The following is a 24,893-nucleotide window of genomic DNA, read 5'->3' on the forward strand; positions in this document are numbered from 1 at the left end:
CGATAGTTTAACTTTTATGCCGCTTTAACCAGAGCTGATAGCCCTGATCCGGCCAATAACTTTGGAAATAGGCGATCAAGCTACTGATCTGCTCAGGGCTTAACTTGTCCCCCCAAGCAGGCATAGTTCCCTGACTTCCCTCGCTGATGGTCTTCATTAATTGTGGGTATGGGTGATGCCAGGCATGGGCACTGCCATCCAGCGGAGGCGGTGGGTAAAGTCCCCGCGAATCCGGCTGCATCCAGTTGCTAGCCCCCTGGGCTCGCCGGCCATGACAGACCGCACAGTTTTGATCGAACAGCAGTTTGCCCTGCTCGACCTGCGACGAGCTATACCAGCGCCCGGTCTGTGGATCCTTCTTCCAGGGAATATCATCCTGGGCACAGCCCCCCAGCAACGCGACAAGCAGAGCCAATATCAGCGCTCGACCTGCCATAGGTCTAACCGGCCGTCGAACCGGAGAATTGATTGATTTCATCGATGTTGCCTACTTCATCGTTGCAGACCATGCCGCAACGCTTAAATCCATGGCCTGGTTTGATCAGGCCATCCTCGATTCGCTTGAGAGCAACTTATAGACGCAGAACGCAGTGTAATACGCGGTGACTGGGTGGAATAAACCCAGCCTGATAGATCGGCTTTGCAGTGTGATATGGCCCGGCTCGGATCCGGTCACTTAGACTCAATGACTCGGTAGCGACGTCAAAAACCTGATCCAGATCCAGTACAACCGCGGCGTCCGTGTCCAGAGCCATGGACAGACTGCTATTCAGGGTCGCACTGCCCCAGCAGGGTAGGTCAGCGAGTGTTAAGGGATTGGAGTCGTCCTGCGGTTGGCAATGCGTATGCATTGAAGGATAGGTCGCTGACTTCTCGGTTGAGATCTCAAATCGGTCTTCGAACTCAACCTCATCGCCCACGGCTATCATCGGAACCGATGATGCCATCGCCAGGCCACAGAACAGCGTACTGACAGCCAACAAGATGGCGATCAGAGAACGATTTCTGAATGCGAGATGGTTGATCCAAGACAAGAGACGATTTATCCAAGCCTGCTAGTTACTGACATTATGATTATCAAAGGGTAAAAGAGTTTCCATGATCGTGCTCAAGATCGCCAAAATGACAAAAAACTGCAGCTAGGGCTGAAGCAGTGTATATTCAGATCAATATCTTAAGGAGAAGAGGCGTCATGACCAGAACCTTCGTGTTGAGCCTGCTGGTAGGCGGAATGCTGCCGTCCCTGGCTCAGGCCGAATCGATGAACCTGCGTTGCAGCTATACCGAAGCCAGCTACAGCGCGGCCTACATGAAACAGCCTGAGAGCCGTAAGTGTCCGCAGACGCGCTGCTACTATGACCTGCGTTTCAACACCGAGCAGACTCAGGCCAGCGTCAATCAGGCCGAAGGCTACCAATTCAGCCAGACCGAAGAGCAATATAAGCTCTACCGTGAGATGGAAAATCCGATCGTTGAAGGCATCGACAAGTCGGCCTTCCTGATCAACAAGAGCGATCTGAGCTACCGTTCACGCAAGTCCACACCGCCGGATGTCGTGATCGAAACCAGCGGTCAGTGCGAAGCGTTCTAAGGGCACGGGCTCTGGCAGTGTGTTAACAGAGCCCAACATCGTCCCAGCAATCACCCCAACTAGCGGCCAATGCAAACTCCAGGCGTTAAGCTCCCGGCGAACCGTTCCGGTTGCAGCTACTGCGGAGAACTTACTTAACCCTGCCCCATCTGTTTCAACAGCCGATTCACCGCCTGCAGATGTTCCGGATCATGATGGCACTGCCCCTGGACCTCAGCACAGATCGCCAGGAACTGATCCAGCGCGGTGGTTTCACTTAATTTCAGTAAGCGCTTGGTCTGACGCAGGGCATAACTCGGTTTGGAGGCGATCTGCTGCGCCAGCTGCATCGCCCGCGGCAGCAACTGCGACTGCGGCAGCAACTCCAGCACCAATCCCAGCGATACCGCCTCGGCACCTTCCACAATCCGTCCGGTCAGAGCCAGCTCCGCCGCCCGTTGCGGACCTATCTTACGGGGCAGGAACCAGGCACCACCATCACCGGGTATGATCCCCAGATTGACAAAGGTCTCGCCGAACTTGGCCTTCTCGCCGGCCAGCGCCAGATCGCACATATTGACCAGATCAAAACCGGCGCCGATGGCAGCACCGTTTACCGCGGCGATCACCGGAATCTCCAGTTCGCTCAACGCCAGCGGCAGACGCTGAATCCCCTGTTGATATCGCTGCGCCAGCTCGTCAGGCGAGCCGGCAAAGTCGTTACTGCGCTCGGCCATATCCTTAACATTACCGCCGGAGCAGAATGCCCGTCCGCCCCCGGTCAACACCAGGCACTGCACCTCCGACTGCTGATTCAACCACTCAACAAGCAACAGGATATCGTTAACGATCCGGGTCCCGGTCAGGGCATTACGGACATCATCACGATTAAGGGTCAGTAGCGCGACGCGGCCATCGATCTGGAGTAGGCAGTCGGTAAGTCGGGGAGCGGTCATGGCGAGTCCTCTATTCAACAATACGCAAGCGTATCTTCACCGAACAGAGACTGCCGGGCAAGTGGCAGCAGAGCCGAGATCTATTCGATCAGGTCCTCGTAGCAGTGCCAACTGGCATAACCCAATACCGGAAACAGCACCGGCATCAATACCAGCCCGGTGATCACACCAATACCGAACAGCACCAGAATCATCAAGGCCCAGCACAACATCGTCAGCGGATTTTGCAGCACCGTCCGGATGCTGCTTCGTATCGCCCGCATCGCTTCGACATTGCGGTCGACAATCAGCGGAACCCCGGCTACACCACAGACAAACACCACCGTCAGCAACAGCAGCGCCAACCCCAGCATCAGTATCAGCGCGCTCTTGGCACCGGGAATATCCTGCATGGCAGCGCTAATCAGGGTCTGGTCGGTCGGCAATTGATGCGCCTGCAACGCCAGAATCAGGGCGGAGAGTTTGACCCAGATCGTCAACACGATCAGCAGGCAAAAGCCCAGCAGAGCCAGGTTGCCCAGCCGGGTCAAAATCAGCGACAGGCTTTCAGAGATCGAGACCGGGAAACCGTTCTCCAGCTGCCAGGCAGCGGTGTAGGTACCCAACGCCAATAGCGGGCCAACGATCAACAAGGTCGCCAGATAGACCAGCAGAAAGCCCGGATAGGTACCATTGAGCAGCATCAGAACACCGCAAAACAGGGTGAAACTGGCGCCATAGAGCAAGCTGTGGCCGGGTGAAGTGATAAAGTCCCGCCAGCCGGCAGCCAGCCACGCAAAGGGCTGGTCGCGATCCACCCGACGGACCTGAATCGGTTCGCTGGCTCGATGATGTTGATTGTGGGAATAATGCGCTGTCATCAGCTACCTCCAGACTCCCTTACTGATAGCCTAACCCTCCATGGAGCAGATTGCCTTCTTTTTTCGTCACTTAGGCGATCGCCACTGACCAGATACTACGTCTAACCGGCGTCAGAGAGAATGCGATAGCGCAATAAATGCTCAATTCGCGTTGTGCAGCGCAATGCAGCGGGTATAATGCGCAGCTCTTTACACACCCCCGACCACAAAACACGACCAGCCGTAATTCTGCGCTCTGCAGCACGACGATGCCTTTCATTTGCGCGTCGGTTCCGGTACCGGCTGTCGCTAGCATCCTTGGGTCGCGGGATCAGGATTATCGGGGAGAAGTATGTTTGATCTGGTCGCCAGTCGAACCCAAAACATCAAGAATGACGTCCTATCCGGCCTAACCGTGGCACTGGCGCTGGTGCCCGAAGCGGTCGCCTTCGCCTTCGTGGCCGGCGTCGAACCGCTGGTGGGCCTCTATGCCGCATTCATGGTTGGACTGATTACCGCCGCCATCGGTGGCCGCCCCGGGATGATCTCCGGTGCCACCGGTGCCCTGGCGGTAGTGATGGTCGACCTGGTCGCCGAACACGGAGTCCAGTACCTGTTTGCTACCGTGGTGTTGATGGGGATTCTGCAGATCGGCGCCGGTGTGCTACGACTGGGTAAATTTATCCGCATCGTGCCCCACCCGGTAATGCTTGGCTTCGTCAACGGACTGGCGATCGTGATCTTCCTGGCCCAGCTGAGCCAGTTCAAATTTATCGATGAAGCCGGCAAGGCGCAGTGGCTGCAAGGCGATGCGATGGCCATCATGGGAGGCCTGATCGCGCTGACCATGGGTATCATCTACTTCCTGCCGAAGCTGACCAAGGCGGTACCGGCGTCGCTGGCCGCGATCCTGACGGTCAGCCTGGTGGTGATCTTCGGCGGCCTGGATACCAAGACCGTCGGTGACGTGGCCTCGATCGCTGGTGGCCTGCCGACCTTCGCCGTTCCGATGGTACCGTTCAGCCTGGAAACTCTGATCATCATTCTGCCCTACGCGGTGATCCTGGCCGCCATCGGCCTGATCGAATCGCTGCTGACCCTGAGCCTGATCGATGAGATCACCAATACCCGAGGTCGCGGTAACAAAGAGTGTATCGGCCAGGGTACCGCCAATATCCTAACCGGCTTCTTCGGTGGTATGGGCGGCTGCGCGATGATCGGCCAGAGCATGATCAACATTAACTCCGGTGGTCGGGGTCGCTTGTCCGGTATTACCGGCGCCCTGTGTCTGCTGGCCTTTATCCTGTTCGCCTCCGACCTGATCGAACAGATCCCGGTCGCGGCGCTGGTCGGGGTGATGTTTATGGTGGTGTTGGGCACCTTCGAGTGGTCCAGCTTCCGGATCATGGGCAAGATTCCCAAGCACGACGCTTTCGTCCTGATTCTGGTTTCCGGTGTCACCGTCGCCACCGACCTGGCCGTGGCGGTTGTCGTGGGCGTAATCGTATCCGCGCTGGTGTTTGCCTGGGATCACGCCAAGCATATCCGTGTTGTTACCAGCATGGAGGGTGAGTCGAAGATCTACCGCCTGCACGGCCCGATCTTCTTCGGTTCGGTGAATAACTTCTTGGAGCTGTTCGACGATATCGCCAATGACCCCAACGACGTAGTGATCGAATTCCAGTACTCGCGCGTTGCCGACCACTCTGGTCTGGAAGCGATCGATACCCTGGCCGAGCGCTATATTGCCGCCGGTAAAAAGCTGCACCTGCGCCACCTGAGCCCAGAGTGTCGCCGTCTGCTGAGCAAAGCCGGCAGTATGGTTGAAGTCAATGTGATTGAAGACCCGAACTACCGGGTTGCGTCAGACCGACTGGCCTGATTTGGAAGTAGAGCCGGGTTGTACTGATCAGCCCGGCTCAGCGTATATAACCTGACACCGTTTAGCCCTGCGTCAGTTCCCGCTTAAACAGTAACCCATCTTCACGACCTTCGGCTTCGTCCGGCGTTGCTGGCCGACGATAGTAGTTGCGTCGAACCCCTACCTGTTCAAACCCATTAGCCCGGTAGAAACCGATCGCGGCTTCGTTGGAGACGCGCACTTCCAGAAATAACTCCTGCACCTGTTGAGACTGCAGTTGGGTCAACAGTTGAGCCAGCAGTTGAGCCGCGATGCCCGAGCGCTGACACTTCGGCGAGACGCCAATCGTCAACAGATCCGCCACACCGCCACCACTGCTGGCCACCAGATAGCCCACGGGAAATTCACTCGGTTCAGGAGAGTTGCTTAGCGCCACCCAGGCCGGTTGCTGCCGCTCCAAACTACGCTGGAAACGAAGCCGATCCCAGGGAGTCTCGAACAGCTGCTGCTCCAACTCCACCACGATCTCGATATCGTCGAGCTGCATCGGCCGTAATCGGATCGTTGAGGTTCGCTTCACCGGATTAGCCGTTACGCAGCAAGGTACGCAACGATTGCAGTTGCTGCCAAAGTTCGGCCTTTAAGCCCGGAAGTCGCAGTACTTCATTGAGGCCATGGCAAGCCAGCCAATGGCTGCCTTCTCGCTCGATCATCCGACCGAACTCGAGGCTATCCGATTCCGGATAGCTGTAGTTGATCGCAGCCTGACCCATCAGCAGGGTCACTTTCTGCTCCGATTGCCGAAGCGCCTTCAACTCCAGCGCCAATGCCCGTGCCGCAATGGGTGCCGACTGATCGAAACTAGCCATCGGATCCAACGGCCAATTAACCTCGCGCTGGCCTTGGACCCCCTCCTGCCCCAGTCCGATCGAGGCCAGAATGGCCTGTAGCAGTGACTGATGCTGTTCGGTCCAGAACAGTGTCGGGTTGGTCGGCAGCTCCGTCACCACCAGGCAGTCGGCAAAGCCCAACAGCATTAATCGGAAGCGCGGAAAGGTGGTCGGATTGAGCGGTTGCTGTAGGCCCTGCGGCTGAGTTTCGGGAGTGAGATCAGCTTTCGGCGATACCGATTCAGGGTCAGGTACGACAGCTGGCTTAGAGACTGTAGCGCTCGCTGACGGCTGTGTCGGGATCGGCTCTGGTGTCGAATCCGGGCTCAGTGGCGACGTTGGGCGCGCCACCGGCTGCGGCTCAGACTCGGTAGGAGCAGGCTCAGCTGGCACTTGCGCGGACAACAACTCTCGCAGCGGCGCCTTGCGGGTGCGAGCCTGACCGGCAGCGGCTGCAGCCACAGCCGTTGACGGTACAGACGACTCAGTAACCGGATGCGTTTGAAGCTCTGGCTCGTCGGTGCTCCATTGCCATTCGGGCGAGGCCGCCGCCCCCGGCAAAGCCGAGCGGGGCAGCCAACGGCTAACCCCCATCGCAGCCAGGTACTGCTGACGAAGTTGTTCCTGCTGTTGCTGCTGGCTCAGTGCTGTTTGCGGCATCCTGTTCGCCCTATCCGCCGGTTAAACCTGCGGGTGGGCTTTTTCCACGTCCGACAACAACAGGTTGGCGGCATTGAGGTAAGCCTTGGCCGAGGCGATCACGATATCAGTATCGGCGCCCAGACCGTTGACGATGCGTCCGCCCTTCTCCAGACGCACAGTCACCTCACCCTGGGAGTCGGTGCCGGAGGTGATCGCGTTGACCGAGTACAGCTCCAGGCTGGCTTCGGTCGCGACAATGCTTTCGATCGCCTGGTAGGCCGCATCCACCGGACCACTACCGGCCGAGGTCGCCTTGACCTCTTCGTTATCGACCATCACCACGATCTCAGCCACCGGCGTTTCACCGGTCTGCGAGGTCACCTTCAACGAACTGAGACGGAACTTCTCGTTGTAAGCCTCGGAGCGGGTATCGGAGACCAGCGCCTGCAGGTCTTCGTCGAAGATTTCGTGTTTCTTGTCGGCCAGGTCCTTGAAGCGGGCAAAGGCCGCGTTCAATTCCGCATCGGTGTTGAAAGTGGTGCCCAACTCTTCCAGACGGGAGCGGAACGCCGCCCGACCGGAGTGCTTGCCCAGCACCATCTTGTTGGTGTTCCAGCCCACATCCTGGGCGGTCATGATCTCGTAGGTTTCACGGTGCTTCAGGACGCCATCCTGATGGATACCGGACTCGTGGGCGAAGGCGTTGGCACCAACAATCGCCTTGTTGGGCTGAACAGGGAAGCCGGTCACACCGGAAACCAATCGAGAAGCCGGGACGATCTGGGTGGTATCGATTCCGGTCTCCAGGCCGAGGATATCTTTACGGGTACGGATCGCCATTACCACCTCTTCCAGCGAGGCGTTACCGGCCCGCTCACCCAGGCCGTTGATGGTACATTCGATCTGACGTGCACCGTTGGCTACGGCAGACAGGGAGTTGGCTACCGCCAAGCCCAGGTCGTTATGGCAGTGGACCGAGAAGATCGCCTTGTCGGCGTTTGGAATCCGCTCGATCAGCTGGCCGATGGTGTGGCCGAACTCTTCCGGCACCGCGTAACCGACGGTATCGGGGATATTGATGGTACGGGCACCGGCATCGATCACCTGTTCGATGATCCGGCACATGAAATCCAGCTCGGAGCGGCTGGCATCTTCCAGTGAGAATTCCACATCGTCGATCAAGTTACGGGCACGCTTGACCGCGTACACCGCCTGCTCCACCACCTTGTTCGGATCCATCTGCAACTTGTACTTCATATGGATCGGCGAAGTGGCGATAAAGGTGTGGATTCGACCGGAGTTAGCGTTTACCAACGCCTCACCGGCGCGATCGATATCCGCATCCAGCGCACGGGACAGGCTACAAACGGTGCTGTCCTTGATCGTATCGGCGATCGATTTGACCGACTCAAAGTCGCCGGGGCTGGCGATGGCGAAGCCAGCTTCGATCACGTCGACGCGCATTTTCTCCAGCGCTTTGGCGATCCGCAGCTTCTCGTCTTTGGTCATGGAAGCGCCTGGGCTCTGCTCGCCGTCGCGCAAGGTGGTATCAAAAATAATGACTCGATTGTCGCTCATGTTTGTGCTCCGTCGGGGCGATAGTTCGGGGCCCCGGTGTCGATAAATTGGGGTAACGTATGTATTAAAGGTGTAGGAAGCTGGACTGCCTTACGGCAGTCGTAGGAGCAGCGGACGAGCGACCTGATAGACAGCACCCAAGGCTGGCTGGGAGCCGGCAGAAGCGGTGGTCTTGTGGCCGAAAGTAAATTGCATCGTCGCTCAACAGATCAGAGTGGAATTTAGCTCATCTTACTGCGAAAACAGTCGATTGCAAGCCCGATCAGTGCATTGGATGACCACCTGCCCATATTGCGGCGAGTCGGTCGGCTGGGGTAGATTGCAGCGAGTTCGTTTTTATCGACACACCTCTGTAGAAGGCCGCAGCATGAGTTCAGAATCCCGCTCCGAATCCTCTATCGAATCGCCGTTTGACCGACCGATCGATCGACAGCTCACTTCCAGCCAGAAGTGGGACAAGTACCGCGACCAGGATATTCTGCCGATGTGGGTCGCCGATACCGACTTCCATGCCCCCGGCCCGGTGATCGAAGCGCTGCAGGAGCGGGTTGCCCATGGCGTGTTTGGCTACACCAATCCGCCGCAGGAGCTGGTCGATGTAGTGATCGAACGTCTGGCACGTCTGTACGACTGGAAGATTGAGCCCGAGTGGATCGTCTGGCTACCCGGACTGGTCTGCGGCCTGCATCTGGCCTGTCGCAGTGTCGGCGAACGAGGCAGCTCGGTGATCTCCCCGACCCCGGTCTACCCGCCCTTTACCAGTGCTCCGGGACTGTCCGAGCGTCGCCTGATCCAACTTCCGCTGATAGCGCAGGGGGATCGATCGGTGATCGACTTTGATCGACTGGAAGCCTCGATCGAGCCGGACACCCGCCTGATCCTGTTCTGCAACCCCCACAATCCGGGCGGTGCGGTTTACCGTCGCGATGAGCTGGAACGACTGAACGCCATCTGCCAGCGCCATGATCTGGTCCTCTGCTCCGACGAGATCCACTGCGACCTGATTCTGGAGCCCGGTATCGAACACATTCCGGCCGCCTCCCTCAGCGCTGACGCGGCTGCCCGCACCATCACGCTGATGGCACCGAGCAAGACCTTCAATATCGCCGGCCTGGGCTGCTCGTTGGCAATCATCCCCGATCCCAAGCTGCGCCAGGCGTTTCGCCGCACCCGCCGGGGAATCGTGCCGGACGTCAACCTACTCGGCTACACCGCCAGCCTGGCGGCCTTCCGAGACGGCGACGACTGGAACCGGCAGCAGTGCGACTACCTTCGCAGCCACCGCGACTACCTGCTCCGCGAGATCAATGCCATCGAAGGGATCAGTCTGGCGCCCTTCGAGGCCACCTATCTGGCCTGGATCGACGTGTCGGCACTGGGGTTGGAAAACCCACCCGCATTCTTTGAAGCCGCCGGGGTCGGACTCTCTCCCGGTGCCGACTTCGGTGATAAGAACTACATGCGGATGAACTTCGGTTGCACCCGTGAACTGCTTGAAGAAGCGGTGCGGCGCATCCGCAAGGCCGTGGAGCAGCATCAGCAAACCCAGTAGTTTTCGGCGGATCTTTTCCAAGCAGTGACTTAAATCAAAGGTGTGGCGCCGATAACTGGCTTGCAACGGGATGACTACATACACTGAAAGTCGTCCCGCCAGCCGGGCATTTCGTAACCAACTGAATCGGTGAACGTGTTATGCCAGCATCCAGCGCCACTCAAGCCAGCAATCCCAACCAGCGACGCGATCGCTGGATTCTGGCGTTACTGGTTCTAGCACTGGTGTTGATGGCCGCGTCCGGTTTGGCGTACAGCAAGCGAGATCTGCTCCAACAACACCTGTTTGGGGACAAACCCAGCGCCCAACCCCAGGTTCAGCTGACAAAGCTACAGCAGCAGTGTCAGGACAAACTGGTTCAATACCTCGCTCAGGGCGGTATCGACATCGAAGCCCAGATCAATTTCGGCGATATGCAGGGCTGTGACTTCAGCACAGAAAGAGAGCGCGCAGAGCAGCAACAACGCCGCGCCGGCAGCACCGCCAGCCTGAAAATTCAGTAACCGAGCTTCTCGGGATCACGCAATCGCTAGCGGGAACGCAATCACCTGCTCGATTCGCTCAACCCCCAACTTCAGCATCAACAGTCGATCCACCCCCAGCGCAACTCCGGCACACTCGGGAATTCCGGCCTGTAGCGCTGCCACCAGTCGCTGGTCGGTGGGGTGACAGGGATAACCCAGTTGCTGACGCCGCGCTAGATCCCGCTCAAAACGTCGAGCCTGCTCATCGGCCTCGGTCAGCTCGAAATAGCCGTTGGCCAACTCAACCCCGTTGACGAACAGTTCAAACCGCTTGGCCACCGACTGCCCCTGCTCATCTTGATCAACCCGTGCCAAAGCCGCCTGACTGGCGGGATAGTTGTACACGAACGTCGGTTTGATCAGGGTCGGTTCCAACTCATGGGAGATCAGCAAGTTGAGGAAATCGTCTCGATCATCGCTATCCAGGTCCAGATCCAAACGCTGCTTCACCTGCTGGCGCAGCACCGCCAGCTCGACCCGGTGGGGGTCAAATCCGAGTTGGCGTTCAAACAGCTCTCGGTAACTGAGTCGCTCAATCAAACCGCAGCCCAACACCTCGTCGACCAATTCCTCGATCTCGTCCATCAGCTGCCGGTCATCAAAGCCGGGGCGATACCACTCCAGCATACAGAACTCGGGATTGTGACGGGATCCGGTTTCGGTATCGCGAAAAGCTTTGGCCAGCTGATAGATCGGGCCGCTTCCCGCCGCCAACAACCGCTTCATCGCGTACTCCGGCGACGTCTGCAGAAACAACGGCTGTGCACTATCAACCCCGAGGTCGGAATAGCTGCTGATCATCGGCACCAGATAGGGGTCGGATACCGCCGCCTGCGACAGCACCGGGGTATCCACCTCCAGTACCGAACGCTCGGCGAAGAAGCTACGGATCTGGGCGTATAGCTCGGCGCGAGCTTGGATCGCCTCCAGTGAGGCGGTGGGTTGCCATTGCATAACTTTGTCTCTTTCATCGGTTCAGGTGGCAGGTATAGAACGCTCTTAAATAAATATCGAGAGTGTTTGGTGTTGCCATACCTGACCTAACAAGCTCGGCACTTTTCCTGAATTGAACAGCCAACCCTGCCCCTCTATTGCGCCCTGCCGGGCGCCGTCATTTTTGTCAATCGCGACAAAAACGAAGCAAAAAACGCTTTTCGGTGCCAGCCGCCTGCTGCCGCCCTGAAGGGTTCGCTGCGCGCGCAAGCGCAACTCGGGGCGCAGCAACGAGGCATCCTGCCCCGATGCTGCGGCTCGGCGTCCCTGCCTCGCCCCTCTTTAAAAAGAGGGCCTGATCCGAATTCCGTTTACGTGCTCACCGGCAGCAATGGCAGGTCTTCGACTCAACAACTGACGTGGCGGCTTGCACCCAATCCCCCTTCGAAACCGATAAACCTCGGACTGGAACAGGCCCTTTGGGGCCGCCTCAGGCCGGGGTTTATAGCGCCACAGGCGCGTACCCGTAGGGCGTTTTCGCAGGGGCCGCCTAGGATTCTTAAGGATATGGCGGCGCATATCCTTAAGTCGCCCACGGGGCGAAAAATACGCCAAGCAATCCAATAATTTCGAGCCAAGCACGCTTGAACGGCCCCTACCCAAGTGGGTACGAGCCACAAAAAAGGCCGACCCAAGGTCGACCTTTAATCGTCTTCGTCAACGCTTACTTGGCGCGGCTGACGTACTCACCGTTACGGGTATCGATCTTCAGCACTTCACCCTGGTTGATGAACAGCGGTACCTGAACCACTGCACCGGTGCTCAGGGTTGCCGGCTTGGAGCCACCCTGGGCGGTGTCACCCTTCAGACCCGGATCGGTCTCAACCACTTCCAGCTCCACAAAGTTGGGCACGGCTACCGCCAGCGGCGCACCGTTATACAGGGTCACAACGCAGACATCTTGCTCTTTCAGCCACTTGGTGCAGTCGCCCACAGCATTGGCATCGGCACCGAACTGCTCGAACGAACCGTCGGTCATCATGAAGTGCCAGAATTCACCGTCGGTGTAGAGGTACTCCATGTCACGCTCCATCACGTCGGCGCCTTCCAGGGATTCGCCAGACTTGAAGGTACGCTCCCAGATACGACCACTCTTAAGGTTACGCATCTTAACGCGGGTAAAGGCTTGACCCTTGCCCGGCTTAACGAAATCAACGTCGACCATGGAGCAGGGCTCACCATCGACCATCACTTTAAGACCTGACTTGAATTCGTTGGTAGAATAGTTCGCCATTTTTCCTCACCAAACCTAGCTGTACAGCTCCGCCGGTCTTTGCCGGACGGGGCCAAAAAAAGAGCCAATGATACAACGAACCGGCGCCACTGTGCAGACTGATTCTCCGATCGAGACAGTCCAACTCGACAAATCCTGGCAACAACTGCTGAGCGAAGCGGTCAGTGAGCCCGAACAACTGTTGCAACGACTGCAGTTACCGGGTTCGATGCAGGCCTCTATGCAGGCTGCCAGCGAGAATTTCGCCCTACGGGTGCCGGAGCCGTTTCTGAAATTGATCGAACCTGGCAACCCTCAGGATCCGCTATTGCTGCAGGTCCTGCCCCAGGCCCGTGAGCTAGACCAACTCCCCGGTTACGTGGCCGATCCGCTGGCGGAACAGAGCAGCAACCCCGACGCCGGCATCATCCACAAGTACCACGGCCGGCTGCTGTTGGTGATCAGTGGCGGCTGTGCGATCAACTGCCGCTACTGCTTCCGACGCCACTTTCCCTATCAGGACAATCAGCTCAGCGGCACCCAGTGGCAAGCCGTGCTGGATTACCTCAACGAGCACCCGGAGGTCGAAGAGGTTATTTTCAGTGGTGGCGATCCGCTAGCGACCCCCGATAGCCGCCTGATTCGACTGATCGACGATCTCGAACAGCTGCCGCAGCTCAAACGGGTTCGTATCCATACCCGGCTGCCGGTGGCCATTCCGCAGCGGTTGACCGACGCCCTACGCCAACGCTTGAGCCGATCGCGTTTACAGGCCGTGATGGTGCTGCACCTTAACCACCCCAACGAGATCGGTGACGAGCTCAAACATTGGCTGCAGCCCTGGCGCCAGAGCAATATCACCCTGTTGAACCAAAGCGTACTGCTCGAAGGTATCAACGACCGTGCCGAGGTGTTGATCGAACTGTCCGAGCGACTGTTCGCCGAGGGCATCTTGCCCTACTACGTGCACCTGCTTGACCCGGTGGCCGGCGCGGCCCACTTCGATATGGATGAACAGAAAGCGCGCCAACTGGTCGGCGCCATGGCCGCCAAGCTACCCGGTTATATGGTTCCCAAACTGACCCGCGAACAACCCGGGGTCAGCGCCAAAGTCCAACTGAGCCCGGATCTACCCGACAAAAGCTGAGGTTTGCGACTTGAAAAGCCTACGACTTTAGTCAAACTAAATCGGTAGAGCCGCACGCGCACGGAGGTGACCAATGAAGCTCTACGGATTCGCCATCAGCAATTTCTACAACATCGTCAAACTCGGGTTGTTGGAAAAGCAGTTTGAGTTTGAAGAGATTCCCACCCCGCCCTCCAACCAAGCCGAGCTGCTGGCCCATAGTCCAATGGGCAAGATCCCGTTCTTCCAGCACGGCAACTGTTTTCTATCCGAGTCCCAGGCGATTCTGTTCTATCTGGAACTGCTCAAGCCCAATCCCCGCCTCTACCCGGTCGAACCGGAGCGAGGCGCCCGAGCCCAGCAGATTCACCAGTTTATCGATCTCTATGTCGATCCGGAGGCTCGGGTGCTGCTCAACGCGATGCGTAATCCCGAACAGGTCGATAATGCGCAGATCAAAACCTGCTGCGAGAGGTTGGTTTACAACATTCAGGCCCTGAGCCAACTGGTCGAATTCGCCCCCTTTATCGCCGGCGAGAAGCTCAGTCATGCCGATCTGGCCGCCTTTATGACCCTCAACTTCGCCCAGTCGATGATGCAGCGCTTCAGCGATCAGGACCCGCTGGCCCGTCTCTCCGGAGTCGGTGCCTACATGGATATGATGGAACAGCGCGACAGTTGCCAGCGGGTTCTGGCCGACCAACAGCAGGCACTGGCCAACTGGCTATAGATGCCGTCCGGTCACCAAAAGCGCCTTGGTGAACCATCCGGCTTAGGCTACCATCGGGCTTCTTTTCATTGCAGGAAGCGACGATGCGCAAATCAATATTTTTATTGGCCACGGCGGCCCTGCTGCTGAGCGGCTGTACCCAGGAAACCCAGAACAAACTCGGCCGGGCGGTACAGAACTGGACCGGTACCGACGGGGTACTGGAGGTATACGCCGGTGACAAGTTGGTCAAACGTTTTTTGAAGATCGACAAGATCTCCACCGCCATGGGAACCAGCGACAGCAGTCCCCGCCCCTACCGCTTTGGCTATGGTGTTCTGGACGCCAATCTCAACGGTGTTAAAGATGCCGGTGAGAAGAAGGTTTACTTCGAATTCAGCGACTACTCCACCCCTTACGTATTCTACGAGCAGCCTAAGTGAGCACACCGCTTTCGCTACTGCTGGTAGCCGCGCTGGGCGGCATCGCCATCACCGTCCAGGGCCAGTTGATGGGAGTCATGGACAGGCAACTGGGAACCCTGGAGAGTGTGTTTCTAACCTACGTGATCGGGGCGGCTTGTATCGCCCTGGTGATGTTGGTCTACCGTGGCGGCAACCTCAGTCAATGGCAGCAGCTGCCTTGGTGGACACTGACCGCCGGCTTAGTGGGCTTGGTGATCGTCGGTTCGATCGGCTACAGCGTGTCCCGTCTGGGGGTTGTCAGTGCCTTCATCCTGATCACCGCCGCACAGTTTATCGCTGCCGCAGTGATTGATCAGTTCGGCTGGCTAGGTGCCGAAGTCCGACCAATCGATAGCAGTAAATTGATGGGCATCGGTGCCATGATGCTGGGTGTGTGGCTGACCATCAAATAGCTCGCCCCTGATAAACGCAGTAAGGAGTCAAACGCGATGCAGTCTTTCTGTCGCTGGCTAGCCAAGAAACTGGGATGGACCCTGGTCGACAATATCCCCAATGAAAAACGCTACGTGGTGATCGGCTACCCCCATACCAGCAACTGGGATTTTATGCTGGCGATGCTGTTCAAGTTTGCAGTTGGGTTTCAGTTCAACTGGATCGCCAAACACACCCTGTTCTTCTGGCCGCTGGGCATCCTGATGCGGGCGCTGGGTGGTATCGGAGTGGACCGTGCTCGCACCAAGGGTTTTATCGGCGAGCTGGCCCGTGCCTTTCAAGAGCACGAGCGCATGGTACTGGTGATCACCCCCGAAGGTACCCGGGGTCATACTGACTGCTGGCGTTCCGGCTTCTACCATCTGGCCCTCAGCGCCGAAGTACCGGTGGTGCTGGGTTTTGTCTGCTTTAAGACCAAGCGCATCGGGCTGGGCCCGATGATTCACCTGAGCGGTGATGAAGAGGCCGACCTGGCCAAAATCCGCGAGTTCTATGCCGACAAGATCGGACTCTACCCGGAGCTGGAGGGCGAGATCTGTTTCAGACCCCGCCCCGAGCCCAGCAACCAGACTGAGACTAAATCAGACTGATTCCAATTCAGGCGGATTCCAGGCCGGCAAAGGCGTCGCGGGTCAGATTCTCCGGCGCCTGAGCGGTGATTCGCAGATTATCCTCGATCCGAATTCCACCGTACGGGAGCAGTTTCTCCACTTCCGACCAGTTGACCAGCTTCGCGGCCGGGCTCTGCGCCATTTCCGCCAGCAGTGAATCGATAAAGTAGAGCCCCGGCTCGATCGTCAGCACCATATCCTGTTCCAGCTCGCGGGTCAGCCGCAAGAACGGATGCTCCGACGGGGGCGCCAGCGCGGTGCCCTTGGCATCACAGACCCGGCCAGCACTATCGTGCACCAGAGTACCAAGCAGGTGCCCAAGCCCATGGGGCATAAAGGTGCGGGTAATGCCCTGATCCAGCGCCGCCTCGGCGGAACAACGAACCAGCTTCGACTCAACCAGCACCCGTGCAAGCAGTTCGTGACAACGACGATGCAGCTCGACAAAGCTAACCCCGGCCAGCGACTGCTCGCATAGCTGTTGCTGGAGTTGCTCCATCTGTTTCAGTAGCGCGTTGAACGCCACGCTGCCGGCCGAACCGGCGGGATAGGCCCAGGTCCGGGTGATATCGCTGGCGTAGCCATTCACCTGAGCCCCGGCGTCGAGCAGGAAGCTGTGGATCTTTTCCGGTGCCATGCGCTGTTGGTGCTGGTAGTGCAACACCGCCGCGTTCTCATTCAACGCCACGATATTTCCGTAAGGCAGCTCGCACTCTCGCTGCCCGGTGGCGGCCAGATAGGCCAGATTGATACCGAATTCGCTGTAACCTTCAAGAAAGGCTTCGCGGGCGGCCAGATGACCACGGGCGGCAATCTGCGACGCTTGGCGCAGGCTGGCGAGCTCATAGTCGGTTTTGATCGAACTGGCCCAGTCCAGTGCGTGCAGCAACGGCTCAGGGTTGCAGTGGTTGATGCCCCAGTCGGTGGCCAAGGCGGTTTCCTCGCCGACGAAAGCGATCGAAGCCGGGTCGGTCAGGGCTTTGCCAATCTGCTCGGCGCGCTCGATCTCGACAATCTCAAACGAGTCGACCCAGAAGCCCTCCGGGCGACCGGCGCTCTGATGCCAGAAATCACTGGGGTTGGGGTAGAACAGTTTGGGCTTTGAGCCCGGCTCAATCAATACCGCACTATCGGCCAAAAACGGCAACGGCAATAGCCGGCGGAAATAGGGGTTGGCGTGGAACGGGTAATCATGGTCATCCCGGAACAGCGTCTTGGCGGCCCCACTGAAGATCAGCAAGCGCTCGCAGCCGGACAGCGGAAGCGCCGCTTCAATCTGGGCCAGTTGCTTGGCCAGATGATCAGGATAAAGCTCGCTCCAGACCGGTTGGCTGGGGTTAGCGGCGGCATCAGCGTGCATAGCATTCACTCCGACAATAGGGTCAACATAAGAAAAAGGATCGATTCACAAACCGCGGCCTAGCCGCGAACAACTTTGAGCGTGGGGGGTTCCTGGGACAGTGCCCGCTGCCAGAGTTTCTCCAGCTGTGGCGACAGGTTGCTGCGCGACCGATACAGGCGCAGTTCCAGATCGATCGCCCAACTCTCATCACCGGCGGCAACCAGCCCCTGCTCGCCCCCTTGCAGCAGCAATCGCTGGGGCAACCAGCCAACGCCATAGCCCTGACTGATCATCGCTTTGACGCTGATCGCTTGGGAGTTCTGGTTCACTTGCAGCAGATGGGGTAACTGTTCGATCTTACGCAGGTGATCGGCGATCACCGGGTAGAGGAAAGTGCTGTCGTTGTAGCCGATATACGGCAGCGGTGCGGCATCGGACCCGGGCAGTAGGAATCGAGGCTGGCCCTGCTCATCGACGGCGGTCACCGGCATCAACCGCTCATGGGCGATGGTCTGGTACTGGAACTCACGCCCTTCCAGCGGTCGCAGAAAATCGATCGATGGATGCCAGTAACAGAGCACCAGGTCGCATTCACCATGCTCCAGCGCCTGACAGAAATCGGCGCCGATCCAGGAGGTGGAGTTGAGGTTCAGGCTCAGATCGATCTCATCGCTGAACTGCGCCACCCAGTCCGGGTAGAAACTCAGATAGAGCGTCTGGTTGGTGGCAAAGCGCAGCTTCTCGGCTTCGGCCCGCTCCAGATCCAAACACTGCTCACGGGCTTCGCGCAGATCACGACTGATCCGCTCCGAAGCTTCCAGAAACAGCTTACCGGCCGGGGTCAGACTCAGCGGCAGGGTGTTGCGGTCGATCAGCATCACCCCGATCTCGTCCTCGAGCATCTTGATTCGCCGGCTGAAGGTCGGTTGGGTCACGTTCTGCTCTTCGGCAGCCCGGGAAAAATGCCGGGTCCGAGCCAGAACTCGAAAATCTTCCAACCACTTCAGATCCATGGGACGACAACTCTGCCACTAATCAACAGTATGACCATAGCACCACAGCGGATGCAGCAGCCAGCACCGGTTTAATTAGCAGTTAGAGCCTACCCTCTTCGATCCCGTGGCAGGCCACCTTGGAACCATCATCGCAGGCGATCAGTTCCGGAATCTCGACCTTGCAGCGCTCGTTCGCGTGGGGACAGCGTCCGTGGAACACGCAGCCGCTGGGCAGGTTCACCGGGGTTGGCACCTCACCCTGCAGGCGGATATGGCTCGGGGCATTGTCCTCCAACCGCGGAATCGCGCTCAGCAGCGCCTGGGTATAGGGGTGCTTGGGCGTGGCGAACAGCGTCTTGGTCGGCGCCAACTCGCACAGTGTGCCCAAGTACATCACCGCCACCCGGGTACCGAAGTGCTCCACCACCGACAGGTCGTGGGTGATAAACAGGTAGGTCAGGTTGTGCTCTTCCTGGGCCTTCATCATCAGGTTCAGCACCTGGGCCTGAATCGACACGTCCAGCGCCGAGATCGGCTCATCCGCCACCACGAATTCAGGATCCAGAGTCAGGGCCCGGGCAATGGAGATCCGTTGGCGCTGACCACCGGAGAATTCATGCGGAAAACGCACACCCCAGCTCGGGTCGATGCCGACGTCGAACATCACTTCCTTGACCTTGTCGGCCACCTCGGTGTTGCTCATCTGCGGGTTGTGGAAGCGAACCGGCTCTTCCAGGGTCTGGTTGATGGTTTTGCGCGGATTCAGCGACGCATAGGGGTTCTGGAAGATCATCTGCATCTTTTGCCGATAGGGCAGCAGCGCCCGGTCGGACAGCGAATCGATGCGATCGCCCTTGTAGTGGATCGAGCCACCGCTGGGCTTTAGCAGGCCCATCACGGTGCGGGCCACGGTCGACTTGCCGCAGCCGGACTCGCCGACCACGCAGAGCGCTTCACCCGGCATCACGTCGAAGCTGACGCCATTGATGGCGTGGACATGCTCCTGCTTGCGGACGATCTTGCCGCCTTCAAATTTCAGCTGGTCGAGAAAATCGCCGGAGATATTGAATCGTTTGTACAGATCCTTGATCTGCAAAATAGGTTGGGCGGCGTTCATTTCACTTCCTCGCTGCTGTCGACTGGCTGCACGGTTTCCGGATTCTGCTTCATCGCCCGCACCATATGGCAGGCCACCGAGCATCCGCCGGAACGGGTGAATTCGGGCAGACGGGTCTTACACTCGTCCATCACGAAATCGCAGCGGGGGTTGAACGCGCAGCCACTGGGAATCGCCTGCAGCGACGGCATCGAACCGGGGATCTGATTCAATCGCTGACCCGGTACGGTCTGCTGCGGCAGCGCGTTGATCAGTCCCTGGGTATAGGGATGCTGAGCATCGTTGATGATCTCTTTGGTCGGACCCTGTTCGATAATCCGACCGGCGTACATCACGATCGCCTTCTGGGTGATCTGCGATACCACCCCCAGATCGTGGGTGATCAGAATCAGACCGACGTTGTTGGAATCACACAGGTTCAGCAGCAACTCCATGATTTCGGCCTGGATGGTCACATCCAGCGCCGTGGTCGGTTCGTCGGCGATAATCAGCACCGGATCGAGCAGCAGCGCGATGGCGATGATGATCCGCTGACGCATCCCGCCGGACAGCTCATGGGGATACTGATCGATACGGGTTTCCGGTGACGGAATCTGCACCTGGCGCAGTTTCTCGATCGCAATCGCACGGGCATCGGCGGTGCTTATCTTGCGGTGCGCCTGCAGACACTCAACCATCTGCTGGCCCAGGGTCAGCACCGGGTTCAGCGTCATCATCGGATCCTGGAAGATCATCGCGATACGGTTACCGCGGATGCTGCGCATCTGCTTGTCGCTGAGTGTGGCCAGGTTCTGGCCTTCGAACAGGATCTCGCCGTCGGTGATCTCGCCGGGGCGGCTGATCAGGTTCAGGATCGAGAATGCCGCCACCGACTTACCGGCGCCGGATTCACCGACGATCCCGACCCGCTCACCGCGCTCGACGGTAAAGCTGACATTGCGCAGCGCCTTGACCGCACCCTGACGCAGTCCGAAGCTGACTTCGAGGTTGTTGACTTCGAGTAGTGCCATCGTCGTTTACCCCTTGTACAGTTTCGGATTCAATACATCACGCAACCAGTCGCCGAGCAGGTTCATCACCAGCACCAGCACCACCAGCACGATCCCCGGAATAACCGTGATCCACCAGGAGCCGCTGAAGATGTACTCGAAGCCACTGGAGATCAGCGAGCCAAGCGAGGGCTGCGACACCGGCATTCCCAGACCGAGGAAACTCAGCGAAGCTTCGGAGATGATCGCGTTGGCCACCTGCACGGTCGAGATAACCAGAATTGGCGACAGCGTGTTGGGCAGAATATGGCGCCACATGATCCGCGAGCTCTTGAAGCCCATCACGCGAGCAGCGTCGACATATTCCTTGTGTTTCTCGGCCAACACCGAGGCCCGTACGGTCCGAGCATACTGGGGCCACTCGGCGATCCCGATCACCAATATCAGCATAAAGATCGCCAGATCGGCGTATAGCTCAGCGCCGAAAGCGGCTTGGAATACCGCCAGCACCACGATCGCCACCATCATGGTGGAGAACGACAGCTGGATATCAGCCAGACGCATCAGGAAGCTGTCGATACGACCGCCGAAGTACCCGGCGGTCAGGCCGATCATCACACCGAGGAACATCTGCAGCATCACCGCACAGATACCGATCATCAGCGAGATCCGGGTGCCGTACAGCATGGTGCTGAGCATATCCCGGCCCTGGGCGTCGGTACCGAGAGCAAAGCGCTCATCGGCCTCTTCCTGCCATGCCGGCGGAATCTCCGAATCCATAATATCGATCGCTGAAGGATCGTAGGGGTTGTAGGGCGCAATCAGCGGCGCCAACAACGCCGCCAACAGATAGAGTACGAAGATGGTAAAACTGACCATCGCCAGCTTGTCACGGCTGAAGCTGTGAACCAGCTGACTGTCCTTGAAACGCTGCCAGCGGCTCGGCGCGGCCGCCGGGGCCAAAACGTCGCTGCTCATGACTTGCCTCCCGCCAGTTTGACGGTCGGGTTAACCAGACCGTAGATCAGATCCACCAGAGTGTTGGTGATCACAAAGATTGCGCCGACGACGATCAGGTACGCCACGATCAGCGGGGTATCGACTCGGTTTACCGCTTCCAGGAACAGGAAGCCCATGCCCGGCCATTGGAAAACCGTCTCGGTCAGGATGGTGTAAGCCACCATCGTGCCGATCTGCACCCCGCCGACGGTGATAACCGGCAGCATGGTGTTCTTCAGCGCGTGGAGAAAGTAGATCCGCTTCAGCGGCAGCCCCTTGGCCTTGGCGAACTTGATGTACTCGGATTCGAGCACCTCCATCATCTCGGCCCGAATCAGGCGGATAAACAGCGGCAGCATGATCGAGGCCAGCGAGACGCAGGGCAGCAACAGGTGCAGCAGGCCGTCAACGGTGAAGAAGCCGGTTTCCCAACTGCCGTACACCGGTACGGTCTCACCGCGTCCGTAGGAAGGCAGCCAAGCCAGCTCCACCGCGAACAGGTAGATCAGCATGATCGCGGTCAGGAACACCGGAATCGAGATCCCAACGATACTGAGCCCCATCACCGTCTTCGATAACAAACTGCGGGGATTGATCGCCGAGTAGACCCCCAGCGGCACCGACAGGCAGACGATGATCAGGGTGGCGCCGAACACCAGCTCCAGCGTCGCCGGCAGCTTTTTCAGGATCACATCCAGCGCCGGTTCCTTGAAGAAATAGGAGGTTCCCAGGTCACCCTGCAGCGCCTTGCCGGCAAAACGCAGGTATTGGGTCAGGAAGGGGTCGTTTAATCCCAGTTCGTCGCGTAGTTCCTGCCGCTCCTGTTCGGACACCGACTGACCCACCAGCTCACGCAGCGGGTCACCCAGGTTGTCCTGAATCGAGAAGCTGAGCAGGCTGATGACGAACATCACAATCATCGCCTGAATCAGGCGACGGATCACAAAGGCGATCATAGCGGTCAACTCTTACAGATGGTGCGCCTAGAGACAGCCCCGGGGCCGCCGAAACAACAGCCTTTCCGAGCGCAGCGCTACCGTTTTATAAAAATATTTAGGCGCTGGGAAAGGCTGCTGACGCCCCACCCCGTGAGTGTTGGGCAAGGCGACAGCAAGGCCGATGGACGGGAGACGAGCCACCCATCAGCCGGGTTTGATGGCGATTATTCGACCACCAGATCTCCCAGATAGGGGAATTCCATAACGTTCAGAACCGGAGCTGCCTTAACTTTTTTGGAAGCACCCCAGGCCAGGTTCTGCCAGTGCAGCGGCACGAACGCAGCTTCGTCGTGCAGGATCTGCTCGACTTCCTGCAGCATCGCGGCACGCTTGGCCGGATCGGTTTCGGTGCCGCTCATCTTGACCAGCTCGTCAACCTTCGGGTTGCAGTAGTTACCGCTGTTGTACTGGCCGGCACCGGTGTCGGTGTTCGGGCAAGCCGCCAGGAACTCAGTGAAGTTGGCCGAATCTTCGGTGTCCGCGTGCCAGCCGATCATCATCATGTCTGCGGCGCGGGCATCAAATTCGGGCCAGTACTGCGCCTTCGGCATGGTCTTCAGGTCAACCTTGATGTTGATCTTGGACAGCATCGAAGCCACCGCCTGAGCGATCTTGGCATCATTGGTGTAACGGTTGTTGGGCGCCATCATGGTGATGGAGAAACCCTTCTCGTAACCGGCGTCCTTCATCAGTTGCTTGGCCTTCTTCAGGTCGTAGCGCGGTTTCAGGTTGGCATTGTAGCCAGCATAACCTTTAGGGCTCTGTTGAGCAGCCGTGGTGGCGAAGCCCTTCATGATCTTCTTGACGATACCTTCGTTGTTGATCGCGTGAACGATCGCCTGACGAACACGAACGTCCTTGAACTCTTCACGACGGTCCTGGTTCATCTGGAAGGTGATGATACGAGTGCCCGGCATGGTGACCAGGTCAACCTTACCGTTGCCGTTGATACGCTTGTGATCGGTCGGCGGAACCGGCGCCATGAAGTCGATATCACCGGACAGCAGCGCGGCAACACGGGTCGGGGCTTCTTTGATGGGAGTCAGGACGATCTTGTCGACGTTACCCGGGGAGTTGGTGTCCCAGTAGTCGGCAAAACGCTCCATCTCAACCTTCACGCCCTGCTCGCGGCTGGTGACGATAAACGGACCGGTGCCGGAAACATTGGTGGAAGCGAAAGTGCCGGCAAATTTAACCAGCTTGTCTTTCGGCTCACCTTTCTCATCTTCACCGGTGTAGAACTTGGAATCCATCGGGAAGATGTAGGTGGCCGAGTGCAGCACCAGCGGGAACGGCTTCTTCGTGATCAGATCGAAAGTCAGATCATCAACAACCTTGATGCCTTCAAACGGCGCGAAGATCCCTTTGAAATCCGGGCTGCTCTTCAGACGCTCGAACGTCCAGCGAACATCTTCGGCACTCAGGGTGTTGCCGGAATGGAACTTAACCCCGGAGCGCAGCTTGAAGCGCACGGTTCTGTCGTCGATCCGCTCCCAGGACTCGGCCAGACGACCGTCAAAGCCCAGGTCGTTGTTCCAGCGAACCAGCGGGTCGAAGTTCAGGTGCGATTGCTGCAGGGTACCGCCGGAAAGCTGCTCGTGCGGATCCAGTGATACCGGGTCGGCATCGTAGGCCATCTTCAGCGTGGCAGCGTGGGCGCTCAGCGAAAGACCCAGCGTCAGGGCGGCGCCGGCCATCAGGTTGCTAATTTTCTTCATCGTTCCATCCGTTTATGGTTGTTGTTATCAACGCACCGCCAACAGCCGACCTGGCTTGCGGCGGTTTCGATAGAGCTATCGTGTTGAAAATACCGAATCAGAGCCTAGGTCAACGACTATGACCCCACAATCGAAATGTTAAAGGGCGGTGATACAGGAAACGCATAGCCCCCGCTGACAGGGCATTTGCGCGGAACAAACAAGTTAAATATTTTTTACATCGACGGAGCATAACAGCGATTTTAGCGACCGTTTGAGTCCGGTTCTCGTTGTCTGCCACTGCAGCAAACTGGCCTAAGCCGTAAGATCGTCTATAGTCGGCAGTGACAGCTTAGAGCATCCGTTATGGCCACCATTGAGACCTTTTTTGATCAAACCGATGCCACCTTGACCATCTTGGTTAAAGGGGTCGTGACTATCGAGGAGATCAACCAAACCATCAGCAAACAGTACCCCCTCACCCGCTGTCAGATGGTGATCTGGGATTTCTGTGAAGCCGACATGAGCCAACTGCCGACCCAGCAGATGGACTCGGTCATCAAGACCGCCCGTCAGTACAGTGACCATCGCCGCGATGCGCCCACGATCTACATCGGCAACCGCCCTTTTCTCTACGGCATGCTCAGAATGTACGCGCAGAAGTCAGGCATCACCCGTCAAGGGGCATTGCTGACGGTATTTCACGACTGGGATGAAGCTAACGAATGGCTGCAACAACGCGATCTGACACCACGGCAACGCCCGCAATAACTGC

26 protein-coding genes are annotated in these 24,893 nt (G+C 58.2%); 10 read left to right on the forward strand and 16 right to left on the reverse strand.

The window, feature by feature from the left end:
• Positions 1 to 7: 7 nt before the first annotated feature.
• Positions 8 to 415, reverse strand: coding sequence for a c-type cytochrome (locus tag DV711_RS12230; protein ID WP_243633810.1), 408 nt, complete (start codon positions 413 to 415; stop codon positions 8 to 10).
• 777 nt (positions 416 to 1,192) lie between these two features.
• Here DV711_RS12230 and DV711_RS12240 point away from each other — a divergent pair.
• On the forward strand, positions 1,193 to 1,591 hold the full coding sequence (locus tag DV711_RS12240; RefSeq protein ID WP_114695992.1) for a hypothetical protein: 399 nt from the start codon (positions 1,193 to 1,195) through the stop codon (positions 1,589 to 1,591).
• 134 nt (positions 1,592 to 1,725) lie between these two features.
• On the opposite strand, the gene DV711_RS12245 is transcribed toward DV711_RS12240, so the two are convergent.
• Together DV711_RS12245 and DV711_RS12250 are read right to left on the reverse strand one after the other, a co-directional pair.
• Positions 1,726 to 2,526: an enoyl-CoA hydratase-related protein gene (locus DV711_RS12245; RefSeq protein ID WP_114695993.1), complete on the reverse strand. Its 801-nt coding sequence runs from the start codon at positions 2,524 to 2,526 to the stop codon at positions 1,726 to 1,728.
• Between the two features lie 80 nt (positions 2,527 to 2,606).
• On the reverse strand, positions 2,607 to 3,386 hold the full coding sequence (locus DV711_RS12250; RefSeq protein WP_114695994.1) for a DUF2189 domain-containing protein: 780 nt from the start codon (positions 3,384 to 3,386) through the stop codon (positions 2,607 to 2,609).
• A gap of 331 nt (positions 3,387 to 3,717) precedes the next feature.
• Here DV711_RS12250 and DV711_RS12255 point away from each other — a divergent pair, with 331 nt between their 5' ends.
• Positions 3,718 to 5,247, forward strand: coding sequence for a SulP family inorganic anion transporter (locus tag DV711_RS12255; protein WP_114695995.1), 1,530 nt, complete (start codon positions 3,718 to 3,720; stop codon positions 5,245 to 5,247).
• Between the two features lie 61 nt (positions 5,248 to 5,308).
• On the opposite strand, the gene rimI is transcribed toward DV711_RS12255, so the two are convergent.
• From rimI to DV711_RS12270, 3 genes are read right to left on the reverse strand one after another with little or no spacing between them, the layout of a single operon-like run.
• A complete protein-coding gene (gene rimI, locus DV711_RS12260) occupies positions 5,309 to 5,806 on the reverse strand; it encodes a ribosomal protein S18-alanine N-acetyltransferase (RefSeq protein WP_133297455.1) in 498 nt (165 codons plus the stop codon).
• Positions 5,807 to 5,810: 4 nt separating this feature from the next.
• Positions 5,811 to 6,776 (reverse strand): hypothetical protein, encoded by a 966-nt coding sequence (locus tag DV711_RS19370; protein WP_133297456.1) that lies wholly within the window; start codon positions 6,774 to 6,776, stop codon positions 5,811 to 5,813.
• Between the two features lie 21 nt (positions 6,777 to 6,797).
• Positions 6,798 to 8,336 carry a 2-isopropylmalate synthase gene (locus tag DV711_RS12270; RefSeq protein ID WP_114695998.1) on the reverse strand — a complete coding sequence of 513 codons (1,539 nt, stop codon included), beginning with the start codon at positions 8,334 to 8,336 and terminating at the stop codon, positions 6,798 to 6,800.
• A 367-nt stretch (positions 8,337 to 8,703) separates the two neighbouring features.
• Between DV711_RS12270 and DV711_RS12275 the strand changes: the two genes are divergently transcribed.
• Both DV711_RS12275 and DV711_RS12280 read left to right on the forward strand, forming a co-directional pair.
• Entirely contained in the window at positions 8,704 to 9,888 is a 1,185-nt protein-coding gene (locus DV711_RS12275; RefSeq protein WP_114695999.1) for a MalY/PatB family protein, read from the forward strand.
• 140 nt (positions 9,889 to 10,028) lie between these two features.
• Positions 10,029 to 10,391: a hypothetical protein gene (locus tag DV711_RS12280; RefSeq protein ID WP_114696000.1), complete on the forward strand. Its 363-nt coding sequence runs from the start codon at positions 10,029 to 10,031 to the stop codon at positions 10,389 to 10,391.
• Positions 10,392 to 10,406: 15 nt separating this feature from the next.
• On the opposite strand, the gene epmA is transcribed toward DV711_RS12280, so the two are convergent.
• The 3 genes from epmA to efp all read right to left on the reverse strand — a co-directional run bounded on the left by epmA (position 10,407) and on the right by efp (position 12,639).
• Positions 10,407 to 11,366 (reverse strand): EF-P lysine aminoacylase EpmA, encoded by a 960-nt coding sequence (gene epmA, locus DV711_RS12285; RefSeq protein ID WP_114696001.1) that lies wholly within the window; start codon positions 11,364 to 11,366, stop codon positions 10,407 to 10,409.
• Between the two features lie 45 nt (positions 11,367 to 11,411).
• Positions 11,412 to 11,636 (reverse strand): hypothetical protein, encoded by a 225-nt coding sequence (locus DV711_RS12290; protein WP_114696002.1) that lies wholly within the window; start codon positions 11,634 to 11,636, stop codon positions 11,412 to 11,414.
• A 433-nt stretch (positions 11,637 to 12,069) separates the two neighbouring features.
• Positions 12,070 to 12,639: an elongation factor P gene (gene efp / locus DV711_RS12295; RefSeq protein ID WP_114696003.1), complete on the reverse strand. Its 570-nt coding sequence runs from the start codon at positions 12,637 to 12,639 to the stop codon at positions 12,070 to 12,072.
• 91 nt (positions 12,640 to 12,730) lie between these two features.
• On the opposite strand from efp, the gene epmB reads away from it, so the two are divergent.
• The 5 genes from epmB to DV711_RS12320 all read left to right on the forward strand — a co-directional run bounded on the left by epmB (position 12,731) and on the right by DV711_RS12320 (position 15,960).
• Positions 12,731 to 13,765, forward strand: coding sequence for an EF-P beta-lysylation protein EpmB (epmB, locus tag DV711_RS12300; RefSeq protein ID WP_243633811.1), 1,035 nt, complete (start codon positions 12,731 to 12,733; stop codon positions 13,763 to 13,765).
• Between the two features lie 73 nt (positions 13,766 to 13,838).
• The gene (locus DV711_RS12305) at positions 13,839 to 14,474 is read left to right on the forward strand and encodes a glutathione S-transferase family protein (protein WP_114696005.1); all 636 of its coding nucleotides are present in this window, start codon (positions 13,839 to 13,841) and stop codon (positions 14,472 to 14,474) included.
• An 83-nt stretch (positions 14,475 to 14,557) separates the two neighbouring features.
• Positions 14,558 to 14,896 (forward strand): lipoprotein, encoded by a 339-nt coding sequence (locus DV711_RS12310; RefSeq protein ID WP_114696006.1) that lies wholly within the window; start codon positions 14,558 to 14,560, stop codon positions 14,894 to 14,896.
• Complete coding sequence (locus tag DV711_RS12315) at positions 14,893 to 15,330, forward strand: DMT family transporter (protein WP_114696007.1); 438 nt, start codon at positions 14,893 to 14,895, stop codon at positions 15,328 to 15,330. The genes DV711_RS12310 and DV711_RS12315 overlap by 4 nt, the downstream gene beginning before the upstream one ends.
• A 36-nt stretch (positions 15,331 to 15,366) precedes the next feature.
• Positions 15,367 to 15,960 (forward strand): lysophospholipid acyltransferase family protein, encoded by a 594-nt coding sequence (locus DV711_RS12320; RefSeq protein ID WP_114696008.1) that lies wholly within the window; start codon positions 15,367 to 15,369, stop codon positions 15,958 to 15,960.
• Positions 15,961 to 15,967: 7 nt separating this feature from the next.
• Here DV711_RS12320 and pepQ read toward each other — a convergent pair whose 3' ends face one another.
• The 7 genes from pepQ to DV711_RS12355 all read right to left on the reverse strand — a co-directional run bounded on the left by pepQ (position 15,968) and on the right by DV711_RS12355 (position 24,139).
• Entirely contained in the window at positions 15,968 to 17,341 is a 1,374-nt protein-coding gene (gene pepQ / locus DV711_RS12325; RefSeq protein WP_114696009.1) for a Xaa-Pro dipeptidase, read from the reverse strand.
• A gap of 59 nt (positions 17,342 to 17,400) precedes the next feature.
• Complete coding sequence (locus tag DV711_RS12330; RefSeq protein ID WP_114696010.1) at positions 17,401 to 18,336, reverse strand: LysR family transcriptional regulator; 936 nt, start codon at positions 18,334 to 18,336, stop codon at positions 17,401 to 17,403.
• An 82-nt stretch (positions 18,337 to 18,418) separates the two neighbouring features.
• Positions 18,419 to 19,435, reverse strand: a complete 1,017-nt coding sequence (locus DV711_RS12335; RefSeq protein WP_114696011.1) for an ABC transporter ATP-binding protein — start codon at positions 19,433 to 19,435, stop codon at positions 18,419 to 18,421.
• Entirely contained in the window at positions 19,432 to 20,445 is a 1,014-nt protein-coding gene (locus DV711_RS12340) for an ABC transporter ATP-binding protein (RefSeq protein ID WP_114696012.1), read from the reverse strand. Before DV711_RS12340 ends, DV711_RS12335 begins: the two co-directional genes overlap by 4 nt.
• Positions 20,446 to 20,451: 6 nt before the next feature.
• Entirely contained in the window at positions 20,452 to 21,402 is a 951-nt protein-coding gene (locus tag DV711_RS12345) for an ABC transporter permease (protein ID WP_114696013.1), read from the reverse strand.
• Positions 21,399 to 22,379 carry an ABC transporter permease gene (locus DV711_RS12350; RefSeq protein WP_114696014.1) on the reverse strand — a complete coding sequence of 327 codons (981 nt, stop codon included), beginning with the start codon at positions 22,377 to 22,379 and terminating at the stop codon, positions 21,399 to 21,401. The genes DV711_RS12345 and DV711_RS12350 overlap by 4 nt, the downstream gene beginning before the upstream one ends.
• A gap of 206 nt (positions 22,380 to 22,585) precedes the next feature.
• Positions 22,586 to 24,139, reverse strand: a complete 1,554-nt coding sequence (locus DV711_RS12355; protein ID WP_114696015.1) for an ABC transporter substrate-binding protein — start codon at positions 24,137 to 24,139, stop codon at positions 22,586 to 22,588.
• Between the two features lie 345 nt (positions 24,140 to 24,484).
• Between DV711_RS12355 and DV711_RS12360 the strand changes: the two genes are divergently transcribed.
• Positions 24,485 to 24,889, forward strand: a complete 405-nt coding sequence (locus tag DV711_RS12360) for a hypothetical protein (RefSeq protein ID WP_114696016.1) — start codon at positions 24,485 to 24,487, stop codon at positions 24,887 to 24,889.
• Positions 24,890 to 24,893: the final 4 nt, after the last annotated feature.

This window comes from Motiliproteus coralliicola (genome assembly GCF_003345655.1).
GTDB lineage: Bacteria > Pseudomonadota > Gammaproteobacteria > Pseudomonadales > Balneatricaceae > Motiliproteus > Motiliproteus coralliicola.